This is a genomic window from Streptomyces sp. SP18CS02, assembly GCF_036322365.1.
Taxonomy (GTDB): domain Bacteria; phylum Actinomycetota; class Actinomycetes; order Streptomycetales; family Streptomycetaceae; genus Streptomyces.
On sequence record NZ_JAQYXC010000132.1, the window covers coordinates 1 to 328 of the forward strand.

Genomic DNA, 328 nt, shown 5'->3' on the forward strand with positions numbered 1-328 from the left:
GCACGTCGGAGGGCGGAATGATCAGCTCGGCGGTCGTGTCGTCCAGGGCGTAGCAGAGCTGGGCGTGCAGCACCTCCGCCTCGGCCGGGGAGAGACGCAGTGCGGCATCGGACTCGAAGGCGCCTTCACGACGGAGCCAGCGGTCGATGGCGCTCGACCCGTCGGCCTCGCGCCGCTCGGGCTTTCCGGGCACACGGCTCACCAGCACCTGGAACGCGCCCATCAGACCGCCACCCCCAGCGGCACACCGCCGGTACGGCGATGGATGGCCCAGGGCCCGATGCCGATCCCGTCGAGCGCGCGGGCGAGGGCAACCCGCCGGCCGTAC

1 protein-coding gene is annotated in these 328 nt (G+C 73.2%); it reads right to left on the reverse strand.

Going from position 1 to position 328, the window contains the following annotated elements; genetic code table 11:
- On the reverse strand, positions 1-223 hold a 223-nt coding region (locus PUR26_RS00890), incomplete at its 3' end, for a hypothetical protein (RefSeq protein ID WP_329868223.1).
- Positions 224-328 lie beyond the last annotated feature (105 nt).